Source organism: Candidatus Nealsonbacteria bacterium, from assembly GCA_026016225.1.
In the GTDB taxonomy this organism is placed as follows: domain Bacteria; phylum Patescibacteriota; class Minisyncoccia; order Minisyncoccales; family JANBVM01; genus Nealson33H.
In genome coordinates this window covers 450,087-475,393 of sequence record CP061210.1, presented here as the reverse complement: position 1 = coordinate 475,393, position 25,307 = coordinate 450,087, and the positions used below count along the sequence as shown (strand labels likewise).

Here is a 25,307-nt window from a genome sequence, read left to right as displayed (position 1 = left end):
TTTTTAAGTTTACGGAAGAGTGTTCTGGAAGCATGATACGGCCACAATATAAGGATGCCAGAAAAAGAAAAGAAGAAATAGAAGCAGATTCTTTTGAAGAAGCAATACAAAAATTAAAAGAAATTCTCTTTGTTTCAGCAAAGAATAGCTTTCACAATTTTAGTGTTTTTTTTGATGACTATTGGTATCTCTTAGAGGTAAATGGTAACACTGTCCCTGATGACTGGGTATTTGACATTAGTATAAAAAAAGCAAAATTCAGTATTCTTAAAATTAAGTAGTTCTATCTAATAAAATAGAGATGCGGTAATATAGAGCCGCTCTTTTTTATTTAAACTTTCTCGTCCAAGACCTGCAGCATGGCCCGGCTCGAGAGTTTTTCTTTTCTCGGGTTTTTATGATATAATGATATAATAAAAAGAAAGGTCGGTTATTATAGTTAAAATAAAGTTTAAATATGGAAAAATTACACCCTAAAGCAGTTTGGTTATTTTTCTTCCAGTTTTTTTTCGCCTTCGGTATTTTCGGATTCCTTTTGGCCATCTTTTTCATTGTGCCCTTTCTTATAACGATTCAGAAAGCAATTAGCCAAGAAGTGTTTGCTCTTCCAAGGGAATGGTTAATTTTATTCTTTCTTTTATATATTATTTTCTGTTACATTTGGGCTAAATTAACTTATCGTTTCTGGCGTTATGAATTAACCGAAGACGCGATAAAAATAGAAAAAGGAGTAATCTGGAAAAAATATATTTCAATTCCCTATGAAAGAGTTCAAAATGTTGATATTTATAGAGGAGTTTTCGCAAGACTTCTTGGACTAAGTAACCTCCAGATTCAAACCGCTGGCTATTCAGGAGGATATGGGCGTTATGAAATAGGAAGAACTGAAGGTAAGCTTCCTGGACTTGATGTTCAAATAGCAGAGCAATTAAGGGAAGAGTTGATTAAGAAAGTTAAGGGTACGAAACAGGGCTTATAAAGGCTTTATTTAACTTCTAGTTTAATCAATATATGTTCGAAAAAGAACCAAAATTTAAAGAAAAGGAGACAGAAAAAAAGCCTGAAGAAGAAAAGAGGGTGGAAGAAGAAATCAAAGAAAAAAAGGAAATAGAAAAAGAATTCAACCAGGCAGAGTTAGAAAAAATGCAAAAAGAGGAAGAAGAAAAGATAGAAAGAACACAAGAAGAGTTAGAAGAAACATTTAAAAAAATAGAGAAAGAAAAATCAGAAGAGAAAAAGTCTGAAGGAAAAGAAAAAAATTTAGAGACAATAAAAGAAGTAATGGGAGAAAGAGTCCCGGAAACGCTTAAGGATCTAATGGGGGATGATTCAGAAGAAGCCTGGAAAGAAAGAGAGAGTAAAGATGCAACAGACGTATGTATAAGTTTAGCTGGTGTAGCATCTGAAAAATCCCGAGAATGGTTAGATGAACATAAAGAAACTCTAAAATTATGGTGGGGAATAAGCCGGGGGCTGATGGGCGATGATTCGGAAGAAGCCTGGAAAATAAGAGACCACCTTAAATTCGATTCAAAAGTAAACAGAATTAGAGGAGGAGTATGGGCAAGGATTCAAAAATCTATTGGTCTTCATAAATCAGAAAGGTTTTTTAGATTAAAAGAGGCTTTTAATACAGGATTAGGAAAAAAATTATGGGGATTATATTTACCAGGTGATGTGGTAAGAAGTACTACTGGCCTTGATTCAGAAAAATCCTGGGAGTTAAGAAATGAACTCGAAGATGTTACTCCTGCTGAAGTTCTTATGAGTTTAGCTGGCAATGACTCAAAGAAAGCTTGGGAAATAAGGAAAAAATATGAGGGAGATAAAAAGCTAAGGTGGGCTTATGAGAAAAGTTTGATAGAAGTTGAGTCCTAAAGAACTAAAATTTTAAAAATGCCACTTACACCTTTTCATTGGGGACCAAGTTCTTGGATAGGATTACTTCTATTTAAGATTCTTGATTTCCCTACGCTTCTTATAGCCAGTGTCATAGTTGATATTGAGCCCTTTTGTGTTCTTTTTCTAAACTTAAATTATCCGCTTCATGGATTCTTTCATAGCTTTTTGGGTGGCTCAATATTAGCAGTGTTAGCTGCCATAATCTTATATCTTTTAAAAGGTAAGATTAAAAAAATAATGGCTATTTTCAAAATACCTCAAGATTCCTCATTTAAAAAAATCCTCTGGACATCATTTTTTGGCGTTTATTTCCATCTTCTTTTAGATTCATTCCTCTATAAAGAGATGAATCCATTTTACCCCTTTGAAAACAATCCATTTTTTGGCTTGTTTTCATCCCAACAAATTTATCTTTTTTGTGCTTTATCCTTTTTGGTTGGAATATTATTTTATTTAATTAAGTTGGGGATTTTTAAAAGAGAAAAAGGTTAATAATTTCCTACTGAACAGGTAATATCATCCAATATCCGCAACATGGCACGCCCGAGAATTTTTATCGGGTTTTGTTTGTGGTAGAATAGAAACGAAAGGTCAAAATATAAGCTTAATGATAAAATAATATGTCAAAAACAATAATTGCAATCATTATTATAATAATTGTTGCAGGAATGGGTTACTGGATTTACCAATTAATGACAACGCCTGAAGAACTAACCGAAAAAGAACAAGCTTGTATAGATTCTGGAGGAGAGGTATCAACTTCATTGTGCTGCAAAGCAACCGGTGATTTTCCTAACCTGTGCCTTATTGGTCCTTGTGGCTGTTCGCCAGAAAACAGTCATCAAGTAAAAATTTGTGATTGCGGACCCGACAAATGCTTTAACGGAAGTGAGTGTGTATCTTCAGATGAGGTTTTAGCTCTTCTTGAAAATCTTAAGCAAGAGACAGTTATAGATTTTTCAGAAGCAGAAGAAGTTGAATTTAAGTGGATTGTTAAGGTAGACCCAGAAATAACAGAGGAGATTGTGGTTGGAAAAGGATTTGAAGCTAATAGAATATCAAGTGAACAATATGATAGTATTGAACAGTTTTTAAAAGATAATGGCTTTGAGGTAGATCTTTACAATATAGCAGCTGGCACTATTTCGGAATCAACAGGATACAAGAAAGATAAAGATGTTTGTGCGGTTGCAGGAGGTCTTACTGGATATAAAGAGGCAGAAGGTCCGATGATTATGCCTGAAGCTGATAAGTGGGAGTGGGATATAACTGTCAAATGCGGCAAGTTAGAGAAAACCGAGATGGAATATGCAACCGAGGACTGGCAGGTTTATACGAGTGAAAAATATGGCTACTCTTTTAAGTATCCCACAGACTGTCTTTATGGTCCTTTGCCCGGTTATTGTAAACTAAAACCACCAGAAGAAAGACCTCGAGAATGCCTGTGTTACTTAAATGGCGAAGATCCAGACAGCGTGTCTCTCGGAACATTTACCGGCACAAAATCTGATTTAACCGGTGCTTCATTCGTTGTTTTCCATTCTATTTATGTTGATTATTATAGTCCTCCTGTTGGCACAGACCTTGTTCAATGGGTTAAAGAAAACTTTCCTTATTACGAAGATATTCCCGATGAGATAAATATGGAAGTAGACGGAATACCAGCTATCAGAGTCTATACCCCCAAATCACCTATGGCTTATTCTCAAGAAGATACTTACTTCATAAAGAATGATAAACTTTTTAAGATTAGTATGTTAGATGTAGACAACGAAGATAATAAAACGCTCTACAGCCAAATCCTTTTTACTTTTGGCTTCTCAGAGTAATTAATCCAACCAAACAGGTTCTAACAGCGTCCAGTCGGCGGGAGTTACGATTTTTTGCCCGAGAGTTGTTGTTTCGGGTTTTATCTTGTAAGGAAGTGGGATAAAATAAAAGGTCGATTTTATTAATATTTAATTTATTTTTTATAAATATGCCAATAGGAGAACCAAGAGGAGAGTCAAGAGAACCGACTCCCGAAGCGCAGGAATTAGCAGAGAAATTGAAAAAATTAATGGAGGAGAAAGCTGATATCGAGACAAAACTTATACACCCTGATGAATTAGGAGAGGGAAAAAAGAAGGCATTAGAATCTCGGGAAGATGAACTAGATGAAGAAATTGCAAAAATAAAGGAAAGGATGGAGGAGGTATTAAAGTAGAAAAAATAAACATTGTAAAAATCCTATTTTAGATTGGTAGAATCAAGATATGATAGACAAAAAACTTCACTATGTAGTAGTTACTGGAATTATTGTTAAAGATGGTAAATATTTGATTACAAAAAGAAGTCCAAAAGAAAAAGCATTTCCAGGACTTTGGACGGTTCCTGGAGGAAAACTTAAACAGAGTGATTACTCAAGCCTGCCCAAAGACACAGCTGACCACTGGTATAATGTCCTGGAAAATCTTTTAGAAAGAGAAATTGAAGAAGAAGTCGGATTAAAGGTTAAAAACATTCGTTACCTTTTAAGTCTTTCTTTCATTAGAGCAGATGATATTCCAACTATAATTATTAGTCTTTATTGTGACTATGGTTCAGGAGAGGTTAAACTTTCAGAAGAATCAGTAGATTATGCCTGGATTACAGCAGTTGAGTTAGATAAATACAAATTCGTTCCTGGTCTTAGAGAAGAAATTGAACTGGTTGATAAGATTCTAAAGAAAGGTAAGAAAGATACTTGGAAAGGTAAATATAATAATACATCAGATAAAAGTTTAAGAGATGGGATAGCTTAGTCAGGTTCTAACATCCTTCCTCAGCTTTAGCTTCGGAAGGGCAAGCGTCCAAGAGCCAAGATAGTAAAATCAAGCTCATTTTAAGCTTGATTTTTTCATCATATCGGGTAAATATGAAGACGGGAAAAGTATGGAATTAGCTAATAATAAAAAAACAGCTTTTCGGTGTGTGTTGCACGGCAGTTTCCGCAAATATTGGGGTTTAATTAAAAATACTCACCGTATTTTTACTGAAGCTGGCATTGAAGTTTTAGCGCCACGTGAAGCAGAAATCACTTCTTCTGTAGAGGGTTTTGCGTTTTTAGAAGGAGAGGAAAATAAAGATCCTCGGATAATTGAATTATTATATTTGCATAATCTGAAGAGATTAGGAGAAAACGGTTTCAGTTACTTTATAGATCCAGAAGGATACATAGGTAAAAGTGCATCTTATGAGCTCGGTATCGCTCAAGTTACAAATGTAAGATGTTTTTTTTCAGAGAGCCCACGGGATCATCCTGTATATGTGCATAAAAATTCCATCTGGAAAGCCCGAGATCTTGCTGGATTTATTCAAGAATACGGGCAACTTCCAGAACCTAAAATAACGCAGGACCAACAAACAATTCATAAACTCTGGGAAGACTTAATGGTTCCTGGTTCTGTTGTGGCTGCAGGAGGAATTATTGAATATGATTCTGGAAAAAAAGAAAAAGAAATTCTTCTTGTAAAAACTCATAAGTGGAAGGGGCGTTATTCAATTGTAGGTGGCAAAGTTCGTAGAAATGAACGCCTTGAAAATGCTTTACTTAGAGAAGTTAAAGAAGAAACAGGTTTAGAGGGGAAAGTTGGAGAGCATCTTTGCACTTTTGATCAAATAAAGAATTCTGGTTATTACTTGTCAGGGATACAACATATTTTTGTTGATAACGTAGTTAATGTGAAAAGTAAGCATGTTAGATTAAACGAAGAGGCAGAAGATTATATTTGGATACCGGCACAAATTGCACTCCGTGATCTTCCAATAGAGCCTAATGCTCGCCATACCCTACAATTATATGCTGACCGTTACGCCTATGTATAATTTTTTTCACAAAACAATTAGTGCGCCTTTTACAATACCCTCAGGTATAGTTACTACAGAGGTATCAGTTATTGAAAAGTTTGCTAATGAAATCCCGGAATTGGGAATAATAACTACAAAAAGTATTGGTATAAAATCCTGTGAAGGAAATAAAGAACCTATTATTGCCCAATATGCTCCTTTATCTTTTATTAATGCTGTTGGTCTCACTAACCCCGGAGCAAAAGAATTCGCAGAAAGATTATCAAAAATAAGTATTCCAAATGATAAATTCTTATTGACTTCAGTATTTGGAAATTGTGAAAAGGAATTAAAAGAAATATCCAAAATTCTATATAATTATAGTGATGGATTTGAGCTAAATATATCTTGTCCTCATTCTGAAGAATACGGTCAGGTTGTGGGTAGAGATAAGGAATTGGTAGAGAGATTAACAAAAAGTATTGCTTCTTTAGGAAAACCTGTTTTCGTAAAAATCTCTCCCAATTTAGATGTAAAAGAAACTGTAAAATATGCAATTAGAGGAGGTGCTTCTGGAATAACAGCAATAAATACAAAGGGACCGGAAACGTGCTTACATGACAGCTATTCAATTCTTTCAAATAAAGTTGGAGGTATTTCTGGAAAGGCAATTTTAGAGATTGGTTTAAAATGTGTAAGAGAGCTAAGAAAAATTACAAATTTGCCAATAATTTCATGCGGCGGCATTTCAACAATAAAAGATATAAAAAGATATAAGGAAGCAGGTGCCAACTTTTTTGGAATAGGCTCTGCATTGGTCGGAATGAATACAGAAGAGATAAAAAGATATTTCTACGAATTGCTATTGGATTTAGAAAACGGAACAAACAACGCAGAAGGCTTTTTAAAAGATACTAAAATGGAATATAAAAGATACAGGGTGAAAGAGAATAAACAGATAGCTGAGGATTTATTTATTTTAAAGTTAGACAGAGGTATAAACGTAGAGCCAGGGCAATTTATTTTTGTCTGGCTACCGGAGAAGGGAGAGAAACCGTTTTCTGTGTTTGATGATGAACCTTTAACTCTACTTGTTAAGAAAAGAGGATATTTTACAAATGAGTTATTAAATTTGAAAAAAGATGATGTTATTTACACACGTGGTCCTTACGGAACTTCTCCAAAAATAAAAGGGGAGACTCTTTTGGTTGGAGGAGGAACGGGTATTGCTGCTTTATATCTTTTTGGCAAAAGAAACAAAAATATGATTGCATTATTAGGAGCAAAGGATAAAAATCATTTGCCTGATTTAAAAAAGTTTAAGAAAGTGTTTGATGAAGTTTATTTTGTTACAGAAAACGGTGGAATAGGTTACAAAGGATTAGCAACCGATGTGTTAGAAGAAATTATAAAAAATACCCAACCAGAGTATTGTATAAACTGTGGTCCAAAGCCTATGGTAAAAGCTGCTATCCGGAAGGAAAGTAAATATATAAATCCGGAGAAAATATATTCTGCAATAGAGTTTTTAACAAAATGTGGAATTGGTTTATGTGGGAGTTGTGCAACTTCAAAAGGATATAGGAGTTGCGTTGATGGTAATTTTTTAAAGTCTCACCAGATTTAAATACCCATTAGACAGGTTCTAATCTCAGTAGTAGAGCAGACTAGTGAGACCTTTCGAGCGACCGAAAGTCCTCATATTTTAAAAGCAGTTCGAGAAAAAATCGCCATATCCGTCTAGGAAATCGAATTTTAAGTATAAACAAAAAGTCGCCTCTCGGGCGGTTTTTTGGTAGAATGGGAGTGATGAAAGACCCAAGAAAAACATTAAAATTTATATTCAGGTTATCATTAATAATCATAGTTTTTGTTCCCGCTGTTTTATATCTTATTTTAGAACATTTACCAGCAAATTATGGTATTAGATTATTTGCTTATTTAATAATCGGAGTAATTATAGCTTTGTTCATCAAAAGATTTTATAAAAGAAGCGAAGAGGAGGCCCTTTCTGATGTAATACCTGTGGGATATATGTTTGCTTCTCTCTATGCTTTTACCTGCTTGTTAATGCTCGTTTTTGGAATCCACGCTTATATAAAGGATTCTGAAATACCACCACCTTTAGTAATTCTGATATTCCTTATCTTATTGGTATTCAGTATTGCCTTATTTTATTACAGTAATAAATCAAGGAAATATGTTAAGAAGTAATCTAAAACAAAAAAAGAATCCTTTGCCGATTGCGATCATCACAACAGTTTCGTTTTTTATTGCTTTTTCACTAGTAAAATACCTTCGGCACGGACAATTTGATTTAATTGAATCATTAATTGGTGCTTTAGTGTTTTTTGTTGTTTATTTCTTTCTCCAGGGTTATCTAAATAAGAGAATAGAAAAAAAGCAAAGATGACAAATGAAACACAAAAACTGATAGGCATAAAGGATCTATTCCGAAGTTCTTGGAATATCTATAAAAAGGATTTCAAGAAGTTTTTAGTGATTGCGGTTATCTTTTTTGGAATCACGGGTTTAATAATGAATTTTATCGGTTTGGAAATTCCCAAACTCCCTGAAGCGAGAGTCCAACCTTCACCTACTCCTATTTTTATGCCCGCCAAAGCCGAACCGCTTTTAACTCTGCCTTGGTATTTATTCTTGTCCATTATTTTAGCCACATCTCTCGTAAGTATTTTGGGGGCCACTTCTCTTATTTCTGCCGTTAAAGAAGTTCCCAAAGAATGGAGAATTAAAGATGCCATTAAAAACGGCTGGTCTAAATATTGGCCTTTCTTTTTGGTTTCTCTATTAACTGGACTGGCTATTGGGCTGGGATTTCTGCTTTTTATAATCCCTGGTATTATTTTTGCTATCTGGTTTGTTTTTTCTTATTATATAGTTATCTGCGAAGACAAAAGAGGATTTAAAGCCCTTTCAAGAAGCAAACAATTAGTTAAAGGATACTGGTGGCCGACAGCCAAGCGAGTTTATGCCATAATAATTATTACCATTCCTCTTTCTATGGGCGCCCAATTTATTCCTTATCTTGGTCAGTTTGCTTTTATGATTCTCTTTACTCCATTTTCTGTAATCTACAACTATCTCATCTATCAAAATCTTAAAGAGATAAAAGAAGGTGAAAAACTATGACTAGAAATAAAAAAATTGGAATTATAAGCGGGATAATTTTGGTGATAGGGATTCCTATTGGAATATACCAATGTTTATTTTCAGCTCCAGAAAAAGGATTAGAAATGGAGAGAATCGTTATTAATCTCGGTACAACCGAAGAAGAACTAATATATAAACTAAAAGAACAGGGTTATATAAGAAGCGAGTGGGCATTTAGGTTTGTATTAAAAACAAAAGGATGGGAAGGAAAGATAGAGCCAGGTGGATACAAAATTTCAAAAAATATGAATGTCTGGACTTTAGTAGATACTTTTATTAGATTTCGATACCAGAATTGGGTAGTAATACCAGAAGGACTGCGGAAGGAAGAAATTGCCGAGATATTACAAGAAGAACTTTATTGGTTAGACAACAGAAAAGAGGAATTCTTAGATTACGCCAAAGAAGGATATTTGTTCCCCGACACTTATTTACTTCAAGTGCTTAATTTTGAAAATATGGCAGAACAAGCGGCTAAAAGAATGGAAAGTAATTTTAATGAGAAGTGTCAAGAAATATTTAAAGAATTCGCAGAGCAAAACATCCGTAATGATACCGCAATCATTCTTGCCTCTATCATTCAAAGAGAAGCAGCCAATGAAGAAGAGATGCCGTTGATAGCGGGAATTATTTGGAACAGATTGCTTAAACCAATGCCGTTAGAAATTGACGCAACCATCCAATACGTTGTCGGAGAACAAGGCAGGTGGTGGAGACCAGTAACGCCAGAAGAATACAAAATAGAATCGCCATATAATACTTACCTGCACGAAGGTAAACCGCCAGCCCCAATCTGCAATCCGGGATTAGCAGCAATTGAAGCAGTAGTCTACGACCAGCCCAGCGATTACCTTTACTACTTACACGACAGCGAGGGGCAAATTCACCTTGCCAAAACCTACGAGGAACACAAAGAGAACATAGAAAAATACCTTCTCGAAACTATAATAGGAACAATTACAGATATAGCATTAAGTGCCAAAGTCATCACAATACGAGATGAGCAAGGGAAGGAAATAAGTTTGGCAATTACCGAGAAAACGACACTTTTGAACAAAGATGGAGGCAAGGTAGAATTAAAAGATTTTCAATCTGGAGAGAATATTACTGCCGCAGGCAGATGGACGGGCGAAAATACATTTATACCATCAATAATTCGAAAGAAATAATCAGGAGCAAGTATAGAAATTCCAATCCTCCAACTTACATTTTGCTTACTATTAGAATGAAGAATAATACTTGTGCTTGGTTCAAGAGACCGAGACGCCTATCCTCCTAGGACGACCGAGAGGGGTTCGAATCCTGCCGCCGGAGTTAATTTTTTTCAAGCTGTAATGAACTTGCTTTTTTTAATAAATTATTGTAACTTTAAATAATATAAAAGATATTTTAAAAATAAAAAAAGGAGTGATTGGATGTCATATTATTATGATTATGGTGAATCAGGTATAAAATTGGGAAAAGCGATTGTACTTGAAAAGTGGGAGAGGAGGATAGCTGAAAGAATAGCAGAAGAAAATGGAGTTCTGCTAGAAGAGTGGAATTACAACGAAGGTAAGTGGGATGAACCCGAAATCAATTACTATGTTTTTTGTGTCCTTTTGGGAGAGATAGTGTGGCCAAAGGAAAAAAAAGAAAAAGAGGAAGTTTGGAGAGAAGAAGTTATAAATAAACTTGAAAAATCTGCTAGAGAACTTAAACAAGCACTAAAGAACTAAGTAATTTAATCAATTTATTCAGATAATGAGATATTAAGGGAGATGAAATAAGAAATTTCTTTCTCCTATTTTTTTTGAAATTCAAGTTCTAGACCGAGGATGCCAGCATCGCTGTGCGTAGTTCGAGGACCGAGAGGCCTCGGTTCGAATCCTGCCGCCGGAGCCGCGTAAAATGAATTCTTTACAGAATTCATCACGCGGCCACGTGACGACGCAGTCATTTTACGTGACCACTCAACCCGAGCTAGAAACTCGGGTTTTAGTTTCCTTGAATTTTTCGGAAAATAGAGTTATTTTGAAGGTAGAAAACCTTGCTTATAAAAAGGGAAAACTAAGAAGACGATAGCCATATTTTCTTCTTGACACCCCTCTTAATAGAGTTAATCTAAGGAAGGATTATGTAATTTGATCATGATTTCGTATAATATACATTTTTATTATAAATTATGAATAGACTTCGTATAAAAACGAGTTATCTGCCATTTGTTTTTGCTCCGCTTGGTGATATAATCGATTACAACTCAAAACGTTTTTTATGAAAAAGTCTAATAAAAAGCCCGTTGCTCATATGCTTTATGGGTTCGTCGGTGCTGGTAAAACTACATTTGCTAAAAAGCTTGAAAAGAAAACAGGTGCTTTGCGATTTACAAACGATGAGTGGATGATTTCTCTATACGGTAGCAATCCACCCGCTGAAAAGTTTGCCGAGTACCATGAACGAACGACCAAGCTTTTGTTAGATACCGCTTTTAAATGTCTAAAAGCTGGTGTTGATATCATTCTGGACGATGGTTTTTGGAGTAGGTCTCGACGAGATGAAATGAGAGATCGCATCACAAAAGCAGGGGCAAATTTTCAGCTCTATCACATTAAATGCTCCGATGAATTGATGAAGCAACGAACTTTAAAACGTAGCGATGATTCACCAAAAGACGCTTTTTATATAAACGAAGCGGCAATTAAAACTTTCAAAAAACGTTTTGAGCCACTAGACGATGACGAAGAGCATATAGTAATCGAAGACGGTGTAGAATAACCGCAAAAACAAACAGCAAAGATAACAGGTTCTAACATCGTCTATTGCGGGGAGTTATTGAAGCCCGAGCCTTTGGCTCGGGTTTTTATTTGACTAATCTCTAAATTTATGGAAGACTCATCAGTGGAATATGTAAAATTGAATAATCTTTAGTATGAAAAGGAATATAAAAGAGATGATATAAATGGTAGAAAGGTTTAATGTTGAAGCTGCAAAAAAACTTCTAAAAGATAAACTTGGCTCTTTGTATAAAAGAGTAGAAGAGATTTTAGATAGTTATGGGGAAGGCCTGTTATTCGATGTTATTAATGTCTTAATGCACGCAACCGACCAAGACGAAGAAAAAATCAAAGAAGTGTTGGATTTATTAGAACAACATAAAGAATATCTGGATTCCTTAAAAAAACGTTACAACAGAGACCCAGAATACCAACATCCCGACATAGGAGGCAGACATCATGAAATTGTTGGGTTTAGTAAAACTCAAGAAATGTTTTCAGACATCTATAAAAGGGTTTTAGGCTTGAAGCTAAGGAAAGAGCAAGAAATTCCCAATGGATCATTTATAGTTAAAACCAGGAACTCTGTATATCGTTTTGGCAAGGACGAGGAAGGGGAGCGGAACGTTTCTCGTGATAGAAAACCACTTGATTTCAGTCGTTGCAAGATAACAAAGCTTATTATCGGTGACGAGATGGTGCTTGAACGCCTTGATGATTCTGGACTTGAATTGGCAACAACCCCTGTTTTGTCTATAGAAACTTCTTAAAGAGGCTACTAACCTCTTTTTTTTATTCCAAAACCTTCATTAAAGAGGTTCTAACCTTGTCCGTCTCTTGGAGTTATTGAAGCCCGAGCCTTTGGCTCGGTCTTGACTTTTATTGTAGAGTTTGCTAAATAAGGAAGAGAGGTGATTCTTTAACAATGGAAAGAATAGTAGAGACGAAGGATTATTTAAGAGGCACCTATAAAGAAATTGCTCTTCGTTTTGATGAAGAAAATTTAATTGAATTATCGTGTCATTGTAATTATGACCCAGCTCTTCCGAAAAAAGATGGAAACAGAGTAATGCTTCTAAGAAAAGTAGAAATACAGAATAAAGATGGCTCTTGGAGTCTTTATCCAAGTGTTACTTGGCTTGATGGAGTTGAAAATGAAAAACAGCTTGAAACGAAAGCTTTAGTTAAGAGAACTGATGAGGAAGGAATTGATGTTATGCGTTCTCGTAATGAAGTTCCCGATGGAAAACTAATGGTGGCAGCGGAAGAGGCTGGGGTTTACACAGAAACGATAGATGGTTAAAAAACATTTTAAATGGTTTGTTTAAACAGATAAACCATTTTTTTATTTAAACTTTAACCAAAAGAGTCTTCAAATCTTGAAGATTTTCTCTAATCTTTCCCCAATCAACGGTTCTGAACGCGTCCAATAGTGGGAGTTAGCTTCAGAAAATCGCCTTTTAGGCGATTTTTTGATAGAATACAAATATGAAAGATATTGAAATTGAAATTCAAGTCAATATTGAAGAAAGTAAGCCTTTAATAGATTTTTTAGAAAGAAATGCTGAATTTAAATCAGAAAAACATCAAATAGATGAGTACTTTTCTCCAACTCATCGCAATTTTATTGAAGTTCGTCCTGTAAAGGAGTGGCTAAGATTAAGAAATTCAGATGGTAAACACTCTATAAACTATAAAAATTGGCACTTTGATGAAAGTGGGGAAAGCCATTATTGTAATGAATACCAGACCAATCTAGAAGATTTAACTCAATTAAAAAAGATATTAGATGTTCTTAATTTTAAATCCATCGTTAAAGTGGATAAAAAAAGGAGAGTTTGGAGATACAAAGATTACGAAATTTCCTTAGATTCAGTAAAAGGACTTGGATATTTCGTGGAAATTGAATATGTTGGTCCCGATAAAAACCCAAATCCCAAAAAAATTACAGAAGAAATGATAGATTTTCTTAAAAACCTTGGTTGTGGAAAGATAAAAAGGAATTATGTAGGTTATCCATTTCAATTGTTATTCCCGGAAGAAGTAAAGTTTGAAGAACAATAGCGCTGCCCGAGAGTTTTTCTTGGGTTTTTGTTGTGATAGAATGATATAAAGGTTAACAATTAAACAATTAAGTAAAAAATAAAAACATGAAAAAAATATATTTTTACCTTTTAATAAGTTTTTTGATTCTAATCTTTCCTGTTTTGGTTTTTGCTGATGGGGGAATGATTCCCTGGCCTCCTGATGTTCATTTAGATCAATCTGCTCAGAATGCAATAGTGGCCTGGAATGGCGATGAGGAAATAATTATTCTTTCCATTAATATAGAAAGTTCTGCTAATACCACTGCTTTAAGGATTATACCCTTGCCCTCTAATCCTTCGGAAATCAAAGAAGGAACTTTTGAATCTTTTGAAAGGCTAATAGAGATTATGAACGAGAAAATAGAAGCAGCCAGAAAGCAATATCCGGGATTAGGGGACAAAGAAGCTCAGGTGCCAGCTATTGGGATAGAAATTACTTTTCAAAAAAGAATTGGAGCCCATGACATAACGGTGGTTAAAGTAAATGATTTAGATTATTTCTTAGATTGGGTGAGAGATTTTGCTAAAAATAAAGGATTTCAGCAAAAAGAAATTTCTTCTGAATTCAAAGATGGGGTAGCTAATTATTTGAAGAAAGATATAAAATACTTTGTTTTTGATGTTATTGAAGCGGGTCAGGAAAAAGAAAGTATAAAACCCTTAATTTATAGTTTTGAAAATGACTTTCTTTATTATCCAATTCTCATCAGCGGAATTTCGGAAATTAGTGAAAGTAGAGCTGAGATTAATCTATTTCTTATTACCAAAAAAGAAGTTAAATTCACCAATGTCCCTTATAGTTACTACGGACGTTATTGGTTTAGTAATTATGGATATCCTGTGGAATTAACTAAAAAAGAATTAGAAGAAATTTCCCAAGAAGTAGCAGATTTGTTTGAAGAAGAAGTTCAAGTAAGGAAAGCCTCTATTTATGCCAAACTAAATGATTTAAAAAGAGATTTAATGCTATTTCCCTCTTCTCTTTGGGATAAAAGTTTAACATTAGGAAGTAAGGGAGAAGAAGTAAGAACTATACAGCAAATATTGATAAATGAAGGTTTATGGGATGCTGAGGTCGGGGCTACTGGTTATTTTGGACCAATTACCAAAACCACTCTGGCAAAATTTCAAGAGAAATACAGTCAAGATATTTTAGAACCACTTAATCTGAAATCTGGAACAGGATATTTCGGCTCAAAAACTAAAGACTATTTAAAAAAATTATCTTTATCGGTTGAACAAAAAGAATTAACTTTTAATCTAAATTTAACTTTAGGAATGAAGGGTGATGATGTTAAAGCTTTACAAAGGATATTAATAGAAGAAGGAGTATGGGAAAGACCAGGTATTGGAGCTACGGGATATTTCGGGCTGATTACTAAGGCAGCAGTGATTAGATATCAAGAAAAATACGCTTCAGAAATTTTAGCACCCATAAGATTGATAAAAGGCACTGGTTTTGTCGGATCTTCAACCCGGGCACATTTAGAGAAGAAGTTAAGTGGGGAATAAAAACGGGTTTAATTAGCCATCAAACAGACCTGTTATCTTAAGTCAATAAGAAATAAAACATCTGATGAAAAGTTCAGCTTTGAGAAATTTAAAAGTATTAATAACAGCCGGTGCCACCAGGGAATATATTGACCCCATTCGCTTTATAAGCAATGCCTCTTCCGGAAAGATGGGGGTAGCAATGGCCCAAGAAGCCTTAGATAGAAAAGCTAAGGTAACCATTGTCTGGGGAAAGGGAACAGCAAAACTGCCCAAGAATGCTAAAGTAATTAATGTTGAAACAACGAAAGAAATGTGCAGAGCCGTGGTCAAAGAATTAAAAGAGGAAAATTATGATGTTTTTGTTGCAACTGCAGCAGCGGCTGACTACACTCCTGTTAAAAAAAAAGGAAGTAAAATTCCATCCAAACAAAAAGGCCTCGTTATTCCTTTAAAACCAACACCAAAAGTAATTGAACGGGCAAGAAAAGTGGCTCCCCGTGTCTTTATTTGTGCTTTTAAGGCAGAAGTTAATGTATCTAAAAAGATGTTAATTGAAAAGGCATACAACAGACTCAAAGAAGTAGAATTAGATTTGATGGTTTCTAATGATATAGGAAAAGAAGGCTGTGGTTTCGGAGTCGATACCAATGAAGTTTATATTATCAACTCAACTAAAAAGATTGTTCACTTTGCTATTAATACGAAGCAAAAAATAGCGGCAGGAGTTTGGGATGTAATTTACAGTAAAATTAAAGAAGAAAGATAATCCAATAGTGATTTAGAAAATTTTTAAAGGAAAATTTTAATATCAAAACAAAATCCAAGAAAAAAATATTAGTGGGTGGATGCTTCAACCTAATCCATCCAGGACATATATACTTTTTAAAAGAGGCGAAGAAGCTCGGTGGTGAGTTAATCGTCGTTTTAACCAATGATAAAAATAATAAAAAACCTTATGCTATTTCAGCTAAAGAAAGAAAAAAAATATTAAAGTCTTTAAATATAGCTGATAGAATTTTAATAGGGGACCCTAAAAATAAAACAAAAATTGTAGAAATGATAAAGCCTGATATAATTGCGTTAGGATATGACCAGGAATTGCCTGACGGTTTAGAAAATTTTAAGCATGTTCGAATTAAAAGGTTTGGCGGTTATTCTACAAATTCCAGTAACCACCCAGGAAAAAAATAGGGATTAATTATTATTCAATCCTTCTTACATATTCTCCTGTTTCAGTATTAACCTCAATTATGTCTCCTCTCTTAACAAAGAGGGGAACATTTATTTTAACTCCTGTTTCCAAACTAACTGTTTTTGTTCCTGATTGAGCCCTTTCACCTTTGAGACCGGGCGGAGCCTCTGTTACTTTCAAATTAATCTTAATGGGCAAAGAAATATTAATTATTTCATCCCCAAAAATTAAAGCTTCTACAATCTGATTTGGTTTTAAAAATCCTTTTTTTCCTTCAATTTGTTCAGCTTTTAATTCAAATCTATTTGAAGGATTGTCTTTATCACAGAAGACATACTTTTCTCTATGGAAATAGAGGAATTTAGCTTTCTTTTTTAAAATATCTGCTTCTTCAAAGGAATCAGAAGGATGTAAAGTACGGGAAATAACATTTCCTGTTTTTAAGTTCCTTAACCTCGTTTGCAAAACAGAATGCCCCCTTGCTTTAAACATGGGAGCTGAGTCAATTATTTCATAGGGTTCTTTTTCTAAAATAATTTTTACGCCTTTTTTTAGTTCAGAATAAGAAACCATAGTATTAGTATTCAATATTCAATTATTAATGCTTATTTTATAATTCTCCATTCCATTTCTGATTCTTTGCCGACAAATTCTAACCACCTGCCTGTTTCATCTATAACATACCATTTTCTTTTTGTTTCTGACCAAATCATTGGATCTCCTCTATAATAGGGTTTTTTTATAATTTCTTTTGGCTTTAACCTGTCTAATTCTAACCATTTCTTAAAAACTGTTTCAATGGCATAATCTAAATCTCTTGACTTCGCCCATTTAGCTACTTTGTCAATGGCTTTTTTTGCCTTTTCTACAGATCCCGCTAATACTAAAAGTTGCTTAGCTGGTTTAGTGAAGCGGGAGTAAACTATTTTTCTTTTTTTAGCGTCTTTTTTAAGTTCTACTAAACTCAATCCCTTCGTTTTAAAATAATGAGTAATAATTTGTCGAATGACTGATTTCTCCTTTAGCTCTTCATAATATTTAATTTTTTTATTTTTTGAATATTCTTCAATTTTTTCGGCAATACTTTTCCCAATACCCGGAACCTCTTTAATCCCTTTAATTCCTTCTTTCTTATAAATTTGAGAAATATTTTCTTTCAGGTTCTCTAAAGCCTTGGCAGCTTTTCGATAGGCTTTAGGTTTATAAGCTATTCCCTGAATATCTAATAATTCTCCTATCTCGTATAATATTTGAGCTACTTTTTTATTAATCATTTTAATTTTTTCAAAACTTCTTTGTAAAATCCTTTAGCTCGTTTCAATTCTTCTTCCCCCTTTTTTGTAATTTGATAAATTCTTCTTCTTTCTTCCATTTTGCTTTTAACCAAACCTTCTTTTTCTAATCTATAGAGTACTCTGTAGGGAGTAATTCTACCTGGTTTAAAATTAAAGTTTTTTTTAATGAGAGTGGGGATTTCCCAACCGTAAATCTTCCTCTTTTTAAGCAGAGAAAGAATATAGAGCCATAAATTCTCCTTGGTATTTGATTTTTGAAGTCGTTCCATTGGCAACATCTTGCTCTTGACAGACTATTTTACCAGCGTAAAATAGTATTAATAATATAATAAAATGAAAAAAGGAATCAAAATTGCTATTGTAGGACTGGGGAATTGTGCCTCATCTCTAATCCAGGGTATTTTTTACTATAAAAACGTAAAAACTGACGATGAATTAATACCCGGTTTAATGCACAATCTTATTAACAAATACAGAGTGTCTGATATAAAACCTGTAATTGCTTTTGATATTGATAAGAGAAAGGTTGGAAAAGATATTTCAAAAGCAATCTTTGCCAAACCTAATTGTACAAAAGTCTTTAATTCTAAGATACCAAATTTGAAGGCAAAAGTAAAAATGGGTCCTGTTTTAGACGGAGTAGCTAAACACTTAAAAAATTATCCTGAAGAAAAAAGGTTTGCCGTATCAAAAGAAAAACCTGTAGACGTTGTAAAAGAATTAAAAAAGTCAGGAGCTGAAATCTTAATAAATTATTGTCCTGTTGGCTCTCAAAAAGCAACAGAATTTTATGCCAAAGCAGCTTTAAAAACCGGGTGCGCTTTCTTAAACTGTATGCCGGTTTTCATAGTTTCAAATAAAAGTTGGGCAGAAAAGTTCAAAAAGAAAAATCTACCTTGTATCGGAGATGATATTAAGTCTCAGGTAGGAGCTACTATTATTCATCGGATATTGAGCCATCTTTTTTCCGAAAGGGGAGTCAAAATAGATAAATCTTATCAGCTAAACGTAGGAGGAAATACTGACTTTTTAAATATGCTTTCTCGCTCACGCCTTAAATCAAAAAAAATCTCAAAAACAGAAAGTGTTGAATCTCAGCTTTCAAAAAGATTAAGTTATGACAACTTACATGTGGGTCCTTCAGATTATGTTCCCTGGTTAAAAGATAATAAAGTTTGTTTTATCAGAATTGAAGGAAGAAAGTTCGGTAATATGCCGGTTGAAGTTGAATTAAGACTTTCTGTTGAAGATTCTCCAAACTCTGGAGGGTGCGTGATTGATGCTATTAGATTATTAAGGATTGCCTTAGATAGAAATATAGGAGGTTCTTTAATTTCAGCTTCAGCTTATTTTATGAAATCACCACCGATTCAATTTACAGACGAAAAAGCAAGAGAAATGGTTGAAGATTTCATTTTAGGAAAAAGAGAAAAATAGAAATTTATGTTACCATTTGAGAGATTTAAAAAATCAAATACTGAAAATAATCTCTGGATTTATATTCTAACCCTGGGAAAAGAAAAAGAAATTACAAATGAAGAAATTAGAAGTTTGATTTTTGAAAAATTTGGCTTTTTGCCTGGCAAGTTATTAACAAAAAGAGTATTATATCTTCTCAGAACTCAGGGATACATTAAAAAAGAAAGGTTTAAGGGAAAACCTGCTTTTAGCACAACAAAAAAAGGAATAAGAGAACTTGAAAAGATGAAAAGTTTTTCTCAAGAATTATTGGAAAAATTGTAAAGTAAAGAAAATTGAGAAAAAAGCGGCTTTTTTGAGAGGTCTGAAGCCGCTTTTTTTAATTCCAAACTATTGATACTTTTTTACAATAAATCGGTAGATGATTATTTTTTCTTTTTGAGGATTAATTCCTGCTTTTTGGCAGGCAATTGAAATTTGTTTTTCTATGGTGTTTACTCCTTCCAAATCAGGAAGTAAAAGTCCTGTTTTATGAGGTAAATGGCCATTAAAGACTACATCTGTTTTATCTACATCTACAATAGGAATGGTTTTTACAATTATACCATATTTTTTAGTATCTAATTCTTTAATATCTTTAACTTGTTCAGGTTCGTTTAGAATATAAACAGTGTAAGAAAGATAGGGAAGTTCTTCTTCCCGAGTGGAACCAAACCTATAATCCTCGATGGCAGCAGCAATAGCATTTGAAATAATCTCTCTGGCAATATTCTCTTTGGTCGCTAAATAAGTTCCAATACAACCCCTTAATTTTCCGTCTTTCTCAATAGTTACAAAAACGCCAGATTTTATCTCAAAAAATTCCCTTGGTAAATCTTCGGGGGGTGAAATTACTTTTTTCTCTTTTATATAGTTTTCAACTGCTGTTTTTGCAAGTGAAATGTAATCATTCATATCTCAGTTTTTCTCGCTTTGGCAATTAATGTCGAGCCTAATGATGGAAGTATTTTCCCCAAAAATTCTGAACGAGGGGGAAAACTATATTGACCAAAATTAAAACAAACAAAGTCTGATGTGATTTTTTCTAATTTAAAACCTGAATTTTTTAAAATGTTTTTAAAAGTGGATTTTGTAAAACATCTTACGTGGTCGGTAAACCGTGGATAATTTTCACTGGGAGCAACCCTAAGGGGATAAAGGCCGAAAAATACCCTTATTCGATTAGGTAGAGAAACTATGTTGTCAGCGGTAATAACCAATACGCCTTTAGGTTTTAAAATACGGTGGCATTCTTTTAGAAAGTGCTCTGTGTGAAAAATATGTTCTAAGACCCGCAAACACCAAAGCACATCAAAAGATTTATTCTCAAAAGGAAGATTTTTCTCCAAGTTTCCTTTAAAAACTCTCACTTCTCTCTTTTTAGCTTCTTTAAGTGCTTCTTCATTTTCATCAATTCCCCAAACTTCATTTCCCATTTTAACTATCAATTCTGAAACCACGCCATTCCCACATCCTATATCTAGAACCTTCAGATTGTTTCCTTCTTCCTGAAGCATTTTCAGCATTGGTTTTATTATTGCCTGCGTTCTTTTAAATTTTGGTGAAAGCCACTTATAATCTTTAAACATTTATTTTAATTTTTAGCACATTACTTTTCTAAAATTTGTTTAATTCTTTCTGCCTCTCTTTCTACAGCTTCTCCTTCATAGTCAGCCGCATGAGCCGGAGCGCCTTTATAAACCGGCTTCCTTTGATCTAAGTGCAGATTAAAAAGAAACTCTTGATTTTTAGGTTCTGTCTTCAAAAAAAGATGAAATCTTGGATAGCCGCCTATTTCTAAAGGTCTGACAAGTTTTATTTCTTTTCTATCTTCATCTTCACCTAAATAACGATAACCAATCGCTCTGATTAAAGTTGTAATATTATGTTTTTTCTTATTTTTTACCGTAAACTTCATAAAGAATTAATTAAAGTACCGGTAAATACTCTTTTATTTCATACGGACTAACTGACTTTTCAAATTTTTTACCAGCTGCTTTTTTGTATCTTTCCCATTCGATTTTCTTGTTTTGGATTATTTTCTTAAATAAATGCTCGCCAAGGGTCTCTCTAACTAATTTACTATTCTTAAAATGCCTTAAAGCTTCGTTTAAATTTTTAGCTAAAATTTTAATCTTTCTTTTCTTCATCTCGCTTTCTTTCATTTCAAAAATGTCCTTTTCTTGGGGAGGTAAAAGCTTCAAATCTTCTTTAACTCCTTGAACCCCCGCTGCCTGGATAATAGCTAAAGCTAAATAGATATTACAGGCAGGGTCAGGAGACCTAACTTCAATTCTGGTGGAAGTGTTTGCTTTTGCCAGGTGAGTCTCAGGAACTCTAATATAGGCTGACCTATTTTTTCTTCCCCAAGCCAAATATACAGGAGCTTCATAACCTGGAATTAATCTTTTGTAAGAATTAACCCATTGATTCAAAACTAATTGAGTTTCTCTGCCATACTTGATTAATCCTGTTAGATATTTTTTAGCTAAATTAGATAAGGGTTCTTTTTTGTCTTTAAAGAATAAATTTTTGTCTTTTTCCCACAAAGATAAATGGAGATGCATCCCGGAACCATTAATTCTGGCGATTGGTTTTGGCATAAAAGAGGCGAAAAAGCCAAAATTTCGAGCCACTCTTTTTATTACATATTTGGCTAAAACTATTGAGTCAGCCACACTTAGAGCATCACTATATCTTAAATTTATTTCGTGCTGACTTGGAGCTACTTCATGATGGTCGCACTCAGCTTTAATTCCCATTTCTTGAAGATAAATTTGAACAATTTTTCTAATTTCTCCCAATTTCCCCCCATAAAAATAACCTCCATGGTCTAATAATTTTGGTTGTTTTTCATTTTCAAAAATAAAAAATTCAAGTTCAGGACCTACGTAAAGGTTGCCAAATTTTTTTGTTTTTTCTAAGCTTTTCTTTAAAACATACCTAGAATCTCCTTGAAAGCGATTTCCTTTTGATGTAAAAATATCACCAAAAACAACAGCCTCCTTCCACCCCACATCTTGAAACTCATAACCCCAGGGCAAAACCCTGAAGGTTTCAGGGGCAGGTACAATAATCAAATCTGACTCTTCAACCCTGGCAAAGCCTTCTACTGAACTTCCATCAAATCCTACTCCTTGCAAAAAAGCAGATTTCATTTTTTCTGAGGGAATGCAAAAGCTCATTTCTCTTCCTAAAACATCAGGGAAGATTATCCTAACAAATCGAATATTATTTTCATTCTTTTTAAGAAAACTTAAAACATCAGTTTCTGTTTTAAAATTTAAGTTTTTCATAGATTAAAATTGGCTACTAAATAACCTACACCAAAAGGTCCTTCATAGGATAAGATTTCTGGTTTCCAATTGATGCTTGAAGCCTCTAAAATTCCCAACAAGAAACAAAAAGAACGAAGACCGCACTCTCCGGCTTCGGGAAAATATTCATTTAGTTTTAAAAAATTATCAATATCCTTTTTTTTCAAATATTCAATTAAGGCTTTATCAAATTTGGGACCTTGTGGATTAAAACCGTAAGGTCCTTCTTCTTTTAAACAATGGGAGAGGTCACCTGAAGCAATTAAAGCATATTTTTTACCTTTTTCAAGACTTTGGTAGACTTTTTTCCCTTCTTTAAAATAAAACTCAGGTTCTCTTACTCCCATTAAATAGGTTTTTATTTTACCCCTGAAATTTTTAGCTAAAAAAAACAAAGGAACGTTAAATCCCCAATCAGGATGAGGAGAAGAAATTAAAATTACATCAGGCGCCTTTTCTTTCAGCTTTTCTCCTAAGGTTTCCAAACTTTGAATAGTTTTTTTAAGCTTAAGGCGGTCTTGTTCAGAACCAACAGAAGGAAGAAGTATTGGAGGATGAGGAGCAAAAGTTGCAAAAACTATTTTAGACATTTTATTTTAAAATTAAATTTAAATCTTCTCCGCACTCAGGGCATTTACCATTTTTATCGTATCGTTTAATAATATAACCTCTTCTATCAATAGCTAAAGCTTTGCATTTGGGACAAATTGTATCTTCAGACGGCAAACCCGGGATATTTCCGGTATAAACGTATCTTAAACCTGCTTCTTTACCGATATTATAAGCTTTCTCTAAGGTTTTAACAGGGGTTTCGGGCAGATGTTGAAGTTTCCAGGAAATAGCTCCTGAGAATTGAGTTATATGCCAGGGTGTTTCAGGTCCTAACTCGGTTTTAATGAATTTGGCAATTTCTTTAAACATTTGCTCAGAGTCGCTCAAGGTAGGAATAACCAATGTTGTAATTTCTACCCAAACTCCAGATTTTTTCATTAGTTTTGCTGTTTCTAAAACAGGTTTGAGTTTAGCTCCGCAGTATTTCTTATAAAATTCATCAGAAAAACTTTTAATATCAATATTGTTGGCATCAAGATGGGGGATAACTAATTTTGCTGATTCTTCTGTCATAAACCCATTGCTCACCCAGGTATTTTTTATTCCCTCTTTTTTTGCCAATTTCATAGTGTCTAAAGCATATTCTAAAAATATGGTGGGTTCAGTATAAGTATAAGAGATGTTTGGTAAATTATTTTTGATTGCCAATTTAACAATATCTTTTGGAGTTAAATTTTGACCCGGAATTTCTTTTTTTTCTTTAAAACCCTGGGAAATATCCCAATTCTGACAACTCAAACACCTCAAATTGCATCCAACCGTTGCAATGGATAAGGAATGACTGCCTGGCAAAAAATGGAAAAAAGGTTTTTTCTCAATCGGATCAATATTTACTGCTATTGCTTTTTTATAATTTAAGGCATATAATTTTCCATCAATATTTTCTCTGACACCGCAAATTCCTCTTTTTCCGGGTTCAATAACACAATAATGGGCGCAATTCTTACATTGCACTCTTTTGTTATCTAATTTTTTGTAAAGATAAGCTTCTTTCATAGCTTAAATTAAGGGCTTCTAATTTCTCTTATTACATTATTTCTCCACTCTCGGTATTGAGCAACGGTAAGCTCTTTACCTTTTTTTATTTGCTCTTTTAAGTCGCTTTGAAATCCCTGTTTTATTGCCTTTGCCATTATTGTAAGAGAACCCGAACCTGAACCATAACCCATAATAAAGACCTGTTGGTTCTCCTTGATTTGTTCCAAGACTGGTAGTAAGGAAATAAAAATAGAAGCATTGTAGCAATTTCCAATATAAGAATTGTATTTTAAACCGGGCTTAACCTTTTGCTGAAAGAATTTTTGAAATTCTGGAAGAGTTCTTATTTCATCAAGTAGTTTTTTAAACTTTTTAAATAAACTCGGATTAGCTACAGATTCTTCCAATAACTTGATAAATTCTTTTTCTCTGTATTTTTCATAACGCCAAAGGACAGCTGAAGTCCAAACAACCATTTTGGGAAAAGGAGTATGCATTACAATATAATTAATTTTTTCTAATGGTGTTTTAAATTGAAGATTCTTTTTTTTGTAATCCTCATATGCCTTAATGACGCATTTTATATAAGCTGGTTTTGTTAAGGGACCGTCAACTTCAGGGAAGGGTGCTGTATTTACCGGAATTTTAAAATCATCTATATCTTCTACGTATTGACCATAATTTCTAAAATCCAAAGCTAATAACTCAGGATTTTTTTCTATTCTTAATGCTATTACTCCAGTTCCCTGAGTTACTTCTGCTTTCCTATCTCCGTAAATGGAACGGTCTGCCACTATGACAATAGCAGGTTTATTATGAGATATGGCATACTCTGAAGCCAGCAGTAGAGCTTGAACTCCAGCTAAACAGGCAAATTTTAATTGAAAGGGAAGTATTGTAAGTTTTAAACCCTTATTAATTGATTTTATTGCCATTACGGCTTTTGATAAATCGTAATCTGACTCAGTGGCAATAATAAACCTCTCTGCGTCTTGATACTTTATTTTCTGAACAGCTTTAATTATGAGGTCTTGAAGGGAAACATTATAGGGTATTCTGGCTTGCATTAATCCTAATCCTCCATTTACATATTCTAAAGAAAGCTGTTGTTCTTCAGCCATTTTTTCAGCTCCAATAAAAAATTCGGGAATTACAACTCCCATCTCACTTATTCCCACCAAAGATTCTCTTGGTTCTTTTTTTGAAAAATTTAATATCACTCTTTAATCTTAAAACATTTA

33 protein-coding genes are annotated in these 25,307 nt (G+C 33.8%); 23 read left to right on the top strand and 10 right to left on the bottom strand.

Features of this window, described 5'->3' with window-relative positions:
• The first annotated feature begins 32 nt into the window (after positions 1-32).
• The 21 genes from IB617_02520 to IB617_02420 all read left to right on the top strand — a co-directional run bounded on the left by IB617_02520 (position 33) and on the right by IB617_02420 (position 16,405).
• Positions 33-281 carry a hypothetical protein gene (locus IB617_02520; protein UZE93011.1) on the top strand — a complete coding sequence of 83 codons (249 nt, stop codon included), beginning with the start codon at positions 33-35 and terminating at the stop codon, positions 279-281.
• 176 nt (positions 282-457) lie between these two features.
• On the top strand, positions 458-979 hold the full coding sequence (locus IB617_02515; protein ID UZE93010.1) for a PH domain-containing protein: 522 nt from the start codon (positions 458-460) through the stop codon (positions 977-979).
• A 32-nt stretch (positions 980-1,011) separates the two neighbouring features.
• Positions 1,012-1,878: a hypothetical protein gene (locus IB617_02510; GenBank protein UZE93009.1), complete on the top strand. Its 867-nt coding sequence runs from the start codon at positions 1,012-1,014 to the stop codon at positions 1,876-1,878.
• An 18-nt stretch (positions 1,879-1,896) separates the two neighbouring features.
• The gene (locus tag IB617_02505; GenBank protein ID UZE93008.1) at positions 1,897-2,394 is read left to right on the top strand and encodes a hypothetical protein; all 498 of its coding nucleotides are present in this window, start codon (positions 1,897-1,899) and stop codon (positions 2,392-2,394) included.
• Between the two features lie 128 nt (positions 2,395-2,522).
• On the top strand, positions 2,523-3,731 hold the full coding sequence (locus IB617_02500; GenBank protein ID UZE93007.1) for a hypothetical protein: 1,209 nt from the start codon (positions 2,523-2,525) through the stop codon (positions 3,729-3,731).
• Positions 3,732-3,880: 149 nt separating this feature from the next.
• Positions 3,881-4,108, top strand: coding sequence for a hypothetical protein (locus tag IB617_02495; GenBank protein ID UZE93006.1), 228 nt, complete (start codon positions 3,881-3,883; stop codon positions 4,106-4,108).
• Between the two features lie 49 nt (positions 4,109-4,157).
• Positions 4,158-4,685 carry an NUDIX domain-containing protein gene (locus IB617_02490; protein UZE93005.1) on the top strand — a complete coding sequence of 176 codons (528 nt, stop codon included), beginning with the start codon at positions 4,158-4,160 and terminating at the stop codon, positions 4,683-4,685.
• Positions 4,686-4,815: 130 nt separating this feature from the next.
• On the top strand, positions 4,816-5,748 hold the full coding sequence (locus IB617_02485; protein ID UZE93004.1) for an NUDIX domain-containing protein: 933 nt from the start codon (positions 4,816-4,818) through the stop codon (positions 5,746-5,748).
• Entirely contained in the window at positions 5,741-7,336 is a 1,596-nt protein-coding gene (locus tag IB617_02480; GenBank protein ID UZE93003.1) for a dihydroorotate dehydrogenase, read from the top strand. Before IB617_02485 ends, IB617_02480 begins: the two co-directional genes overlap by 8 nt.
• 182 nt (positions 7,337-7,518) lie before the next feature.
• Positions 7,519-7,923 carry a hypothetical protein gene (locus IB617_02475; protein ID UZE93002.1) on the top strand — a complete coding sequence of 135 codons (405 nt, stop codon included), beginning with the start codon at positions 7,519-7,521 and terminating at the stop codon, positions 7,921-7,923.
• Positions 7,910-8,122 (top strand): hypothetical protein, encoded by a 213-nt coding sequence (locus tag IB617_02470; GenBank protein UZE93001.1) that lies wholly within the window; start codon positions 7,910-7,912, stop codon positions 8,120-8,122. Before IB617_02475 ends, IB617_02470 begins: the two co-directional genes overlap by 14 nt.
• Complete coding sequence (locus IB617_02465) at positions 8,119-8,859, top strand: hypothetical protein (GenBank protein ID UZE93000.1); 741 nt, start codon at positions 8,119-8,121, stop codon at positions 8,857-8,859. Before IB617_02470 ends, IB617_02465 begins: the two co-directional genes overlap by 4 nt.
• The gene (mltG, locus tag IB617_02460) at positions 8,856-10,049 is read left to right on the top strand and encodes an endolytic transglycosylase MltG (protein UZE92999.1); all 1,194 of its coding nucleotides are present in this window, start codon (positions 8,856-8,858) and stop codon (positions 10,047-10,049) included. Before IB617_02465 ends, mltG begins: the two co-directional genes overlap by 4 nt.
• 246 nt (positions 10,050-10,295) lie before the next feature.
• Positions 10,296-10,598, top strand: coding sequence for a hypothetical protein (locus IB617_02455; GenBank protein UZE92998.1), 303 nt, complete (start codon positions 10,296-10,298; stop codon positions 10,596-10,598).
• A 535-nt stretch (positions 10,599-11,133) separates the two neighbouring features.
• A complete protein-coding gene (locus tag IB617_02450; protein UZE92997.1) occupies positions 11,134-11,634 on the top strand; it encodes an ATP-binding protein in 501 nt (166 codons plus the stop codon).
• Between the two features lie 184 nt (positions 11,635-11,818).
• On the top strand, positions 11,819-12,403 hold the full coding sequence (locus IB617_02445; protein ID UZE92996.1) for a hypothetical protein: 585 nt from the start codon (positions 11,819-11,821) through the stop codon (positions 12,401-12,403).
• Between the two features lie 155 nt (positions 12,404-12,558).
• The gene (locus IB617_02440) at positions 12,559-12,936 is read left to right on the top strand and encodes a hypothetical protein (GenBank protein ID UZE92995.1); all 378 of its coding nucleotides are present in this window, start codon (positions 12,559-12,561) and stop codon (positions 12,934-12,936) included.
• Positions 12,937-13,121: 185 nt separating this feature from the next.
• Positions 13,122-13,697 (top strand): class IV adenylate cyclase, encoded by a 576-nt coding sequence (gene cyaB / locus IB617_02435; protein UZE92994.1) that lies wholly within the window; start codon positions 13,122-13,124, stop codon positions 13,695-13,697.
• 86 nt (positions 13,698-13,783) lie between these two features.
• Complete coding sequence (locus tag IB617_02430) at positions 13,784-15,232, top strand: DUF2330 domain-containing protein (GenBank protein UZE92993.1); 1,449 nt, start codon at positions 13,784-13,786, stop codon at positions 15,230-15,232.
• Positions 15,233-15,296: 64 nt separating this feature from the next.
• Positions 15,297-15,980, top strand: a complete 684-nt coding sequence (locus tag IB617_02425) for a phosphopantothenoylcysteine decarboxylase (protein ID UZE92992.1) — start codon at positions 15,297-15,299, stop codon at positions 15,978-15,980.
• A gap of 71 nt (positions 15,981-16,051) precedes the next feature.
• On the top strand, positions 16,052-16,405 hold the full coding sequence (locus tag IB617_02420; protein ID UZE92991.1) for an adenylyltransferase/cytidyltransferase family protein: 354 nt from the start codon (positions 16,052-16,054) through the stop codon (positions 16,403-16,405).
• Between the two features lie 10 nt (positions 16,406-16,415).
• On the opposite strand, the gene IB617_02415 is transcribed toward IB617_02420, so the two are convergent.
• Genes IB617_02415 through IB617_02405 form a run of 3 tightly spaced genes read right to left on the bottom strand, consistent with a single transcriptional unit; the run spans position 16,416 to position 17,979 of the window.
• A complete protein-coding gene (locus tag IB617_02415) occupies positions 16,416-16,979 on the bottom strand; it encodes an elongation factor P (GenBank protein ID UZE92990.1) in 564 nt (187 codons plus the stop codon).
• 32 nt (positions 16,980-17,011) lie between these two features.
• Positions 17,012-17,680 carry a hypothetical protein gene (locus IB617_02410; GenBank protein UZE92989.1) on the bottom strand — a complete coding sequence of 223 codons (669 nt, stop codon included), beginning with the start codon at positions 17,678-17,680 and terminating at the stop codon, positions 17,012-17,014.
• Positions 17,677-17,979, bottom strand: coding sequence for a helix-turn-helix transcriptional regulator (locus tag IB617_02405; GenBank protein ID UZE92988.1), 303 nt, complete (start codon positions 17,977-17,979; stop codon positions 17,677-17,679). The genes IB617_02410 and IB617_02405 overlap by 4 nt, the downstream gene beginning before the upstream one ends.
• A 55-nt stretch (positions 17,980-18,034) precedes the next feature.
• On the opposite strand from IB617_02405, the gene IB617_02400 reads away from it, so the two are divergent.
• Together IB617_02400 and IB617_02395 are read left to right on the top strand one after the other, a co-directional pair.
• Positions 18,035-19,138, top strand: coding sequence for an inositol-3-phosphate synthase (locus IB617_02400; GenBank protein UZE92987.1), 1,104 nt, complete (start codon positions 18,035-18,037; stop codon positions 19,136-19,138).
• Positions 19,139-19,144: 6 nt separating this feature from the next.
• Positions 19,145-19,444: a PadR family transcriptional regulator gene (locus IB617_02395; GenBank protein UZE92986.1), complete on the top strand. Its 300-nt coding sequence runs from the start codon at positions 19,145-19,147 to the stop codon at positions 19,442-19,444.
• 66 nt (positions 19,445-19,510) lie between these two features.
• Here IB617_02395 and amrA read toward each other — a convergent pair whose 3' ends face one another.
• The 7 genes from amrA to IB617_02360 are packed head-to-tail and all read right to left on the bottom strand — an operon-like array spanning position 19,511 to position 25,286.
• On the bottom strand, positions 19,511-20,074 hold the full coding sequence (amrA, locus tag IB617_02390) for an AmmeMemoRadiSam system protein A (GenBank protein UZE92985.1): 564 nt from the start codon (positions 20,072-20,074) through the stop codon (positions 19,511-19,513).
• A complete protein-coding gene (locus IB617_02385; protein UZE92984.1) occupies positions 20,071-20,748 on the bottom strand; it encodes a class I SAM-dependent methyltransferase in 678 nt (225 codons plus the stop codon). The genes amrA and IB617_02385 overlap by 4 nt, the downstream gene beginning before the upstream one ends.
• A gap of 20 nt (positions 20,749-20,768) precedes the next feature.
• A complete protein-coding gene (locus IB617_02380; protein UZE92983.1) occupies positions 20,769-21,077 on the bottom strand; it encodes a hypothetical protein in 309 nt (102 codons plus the stop codon).
• Between the two features lie 10 nt (positions 21,078-21,087).
• Entirely contained in the window at positions 21,088-22,455 is a 1,368-nt protein-coding gene (locus IB617_02375; protein ID UZE92982.1) for a glutamine synthetase, read from the bottom strand.
• Positions 22,452-23,066, bottom strand: coding sequence for a hypothetical protein (locus tag IB617_02370; protein ID UZE92981.1), 615 nt, complete (start codon positions 23,064-23,066; stop codon positions 22,452-22,454). Before IB617_02370 ends, IB617_02375 begins: the two co-directional genes overlap by 4 nt.
• Before the next feature lies 1 nt (position 23,067).
• Complete coding sequence (amrS, locus tag IB617_02365; protein ID UZE92980.1) at positions 23,068-24,084, bottom strand: AmmeMemoRadiSam system radical SAM enzyme; 1,017 nt, start codon at positions 24,082-24,084, stop codon at positions 23,068-23,070.
• A gap of 8 nt (positions 24,085-24,092) precedes the next feature.
• A complete protein-coding gene (locus IB617_02360) occupies positions 24,093-25,286 on the bottom strand; it encodes a hydroxymethylglutaryl-CoA synthase family protein (GenBank protein UZE92979.1) in 1,194 nt (397 codons plus the stop codon).
• Positions 25,287-25,307 lie beyond the last annotated feature (21 nt).